Below are 2,609 nucleotides of genomic sequence, written 5' to 3' on the forward strand. Positions count from 1 at the left end.
GGGTAAACCAACCTTAAACGAAGTCTAGCTGACTTGCGTACACACCGTAGCCTTGATAAGGGAGTTGGGGTAAACCCATCAAAAACGAAGTCTAGCCGACACTTGTATTTACACCGTAACTAGTTAGAACAGAGCACAATCTACAATCCCCAATCCTCAATCTACAATCCTCAATCGACGTGACTTTCGAGACTGATTATCAATCCGGACAAATGGCCTTCGAGCGGGGACAATACCGCCAAGCAGTCAGCTTTTTTGTGGCTGCTATCGCTCAAGTGCAGCCAAATACACAACTGGGTGGCGAAGCGCAGGTATGGCTGGCGACAGCTTATGAAGCCGCAGGACAGCTTCCAGAAGCCAAGGCTCTGTGTCAGAAATTATCGAGCCATCCCAATCTGGATACTCGCCAAGCAAGTAAACGGATGCTGTATATCATGCAGGCTCCAGAATTGGTACGACGCGATGAGTGGCTGACGAAGATTCCCGATTTGACTCATTTAGAAGGCAGCGATGGCAAGACAGGGGGCAATAACCGTCCGACGCCACCGCCAGCACCTAAGCCCAAATCGCTGGAAGAGCGGTACGCACCTGTAGATCTGAGTCAGGTTAATACTAAGGATAATAATTTTATCGCGATCGCGTTAGTAGTTACGGCGATCGCGATATTGGGATTGTGGTTGGCTGCCAGAGGATAACAAAAAAATACCACCGATCGATCGGTGGTATCTACACTTAACTAAGATTCGTCCGACGGCTCGAATTAGCCGTTGCCATTTTTACCGAGAATTTCGGATTTGAAGCTATCGATTTCGTCAGTCAATTCCTTTCTAGTCGATGCTTGGAGCAGATAACGGTATACAAACCAGCTCGTATATCCGATCCCGACGATTTCAAAAGTAGGTGCGAGCAAAGGAATTTCGTTGATGGCAGATAAGATCGCCAAAGTTAGCTTCACGCCAACGATGATGCCAAAAATTAAGCCTAGAGTAATGACGGCACTCTTGTTGCTGTTATAAATTTGAGCTACATACGCAGGTAATTCTGCAAGAACATCAGTAACTTGTTTAGCCCATTCTGGCAGCTCTGCCTTGGGTAGTTCTGGAGAAACTTTGGTCAGAGAGGCATTTCCAGTATTTAATCCTAAAGGATTTGCTGGAATATCAACTGTCGTAGTTTCTGTAGATTCGATGGTATCGCTCATATTTTATTAATCCCTATTTCAAAATTGACAAGGCTAGCAGATCGAAATTTGATGTGTGCCGAACTTGATGTTCGATACAAACACTCTTGCCGATTTTATCAGTTGCGGCTGAAGCAGCATAGTGTAAAATTAATTTAAATGTAAACAATTACACCTAAATTTATCTGCTAGACGCACTGGCTATACTGTTCGCGGATGCTGCAAGAGACGATTAAAATGTTTAATCAGTCCAATTATAGACGACAGTTAGCCGCTCGACGATCGACCGATCGACCGATTTACAGCTAAAATTGCTATTCATTATAACAGTAAATCATCTCGATCGAGTATTAAAGAATAATGAACTTTTGCTCTCATAAACATTAAGGCATTGCCGAGTGAGAATCATTCGAGTATCGAATTGTTCTTTAATTCAGCAATGCCAAAAATGAGAATTACTAGCAGCTAATCGGCAATTAGACTCCCGCTAGAGCGACTGATGCTAGTTGACGAGTGGCCAGATTGCTAAAATCTTGACTCCACAGTAACTCACACGAGTTATTGGGACTCTCGATTAATTTGACCTTGTGTAATTGCGCCCCAAGTGCCTGAATCGGTTGTTCGATTTGATAGCCGATGTAGACGGCGATATTTTCGGCGGTAGGGACGACTTTGGCAAAGTGGGGAATATCTTTGTTCAAAAAGGTGTGGTCTAGCGGCTCCACAGCGTATTTATCCACGAGTTCGTGTAATTTGACCAAATCGACAATCATCCCCGTGCGTGCGTCAATTTGCCCCGTCACAGTGACTTCGAGATGATAGTTATGTCCGTGTCCGTTTACCCGCGCGCACTTGCCATAAATCTCACTATTTTGTTCGAGGGTGAGACTATCGAGAGCCAAACGGTGAGCCGCGCTAAAGTGAGTACCGATAGTCAATGATGCTTCCATGTCTTTACCTGTATATTCTGCGTAGAGTTCGGGATGTTCGTAGAGCTGAATGCGGACGAGCGGAAAATGTGGAGCTAGTTTGTGCCAAATTACTCTAGCAATATTTTCGGTGGTGGGTAGAGTGGCTTGAAATTCTGGCCAGACATCGTTGAGAAAACTGTAGTCGAGTGGCGCAGTAACTTCTTTTTTAATAACGTGTTTGACGTCGGAGAGGTTGAGTACCATCCCGTATTCGTCGATATCGCCATAGAGAGATATGTACAAGACATAGTTATGTCCGTGTCCGTATGGTTGAGCGCACAAGCCAAATTCCGCTTGATTTTCCGCTTCGCTCAACTCTGGCAACCAGTAGCGATGGCTAGCCGAAAACTGGGCGCGACGGTTGATAATACATTTCATGAAAATTTACATAACGTTATATTTAATAGGATACTGTGTTTAGAATACGGATAACACAGCTATTTCGATTGGGAGTTGGG

General features: G+C 44.6%; 3 protein-coding genes. 1 reads left to right on the forward strand and 2 read right to left on the reverse strand.

What is annotated here, in order from left to right:
- Window positions 1–179: 179 nt before the first annotated feature.
- Entirely contained in the window at window positions 180–695 is a 516-nt protein-coding gene (locus tag C7B77_RS27860) for a tetratricopeptide repeat protein (protein WP_106312726.1), read from the forward strand.
- 65 nt (window positions 696–760) lie between these two features.
- On the opposite strand, the gene C7B77_RS27865 is transcribed toward C7B77_RS27860, so the two are convergent.
- Window positions 761–1,201: a CAAD domain-containing protein gene (locus tag C7B77_RS27865; RefSeq protein ID WP_106312729.1), complete on the reverse strand. Its 441-nt coding sequence runs from the start codon at window positions 1,199–1,201 to the stop codon at window positions 761–763.
- A gap of 455 nt (window positions 1,202–1,656) precedes the next feature.
- Window positions 1,657–2,529: a 6-carboxytetrahydropterin synthase gene (locus C7B77_RS27870; RefSeq protein WP_106312732.1), complete on the reverse strand. Its 873-nt coding sequence runs from the start codon at window positions 2,527–2,529 to the stop codon at window positions 1,657–1,659.
- Window positions 2,530–2,609 lie beyond the last annotated feature (80 nt).

Origin of the sequence: Chamaesiphon polymorphus CCALA 037, from assembly GCF_003003845.1 — a bacterium.
Lineage (GTDB): Bacteria > Cyanobacteriota > Cyanobacteriia > Cyanobacteriales > Chamaesiphonaceae > Chamaesiphon > Chamaesiphon polymorphus.

Bases quoted from the DNA above. Each gene is read 5' to 3' on its own strand.
- C7B77_RS27865 (WP_106312729.1), bottom strand. From the start codon at position 1,201: ATGAGCGATACCATCGAATCTACAGAAACTACGACAGTTGATATTCCA.
- C7B77_RS27870 (WP_106312732.1), bottom strand. From the start codon at position 2,529: ATGAAATGTATTATCAACCGTCGCGCCCAGTTTTCGGCTAGCCATCGC.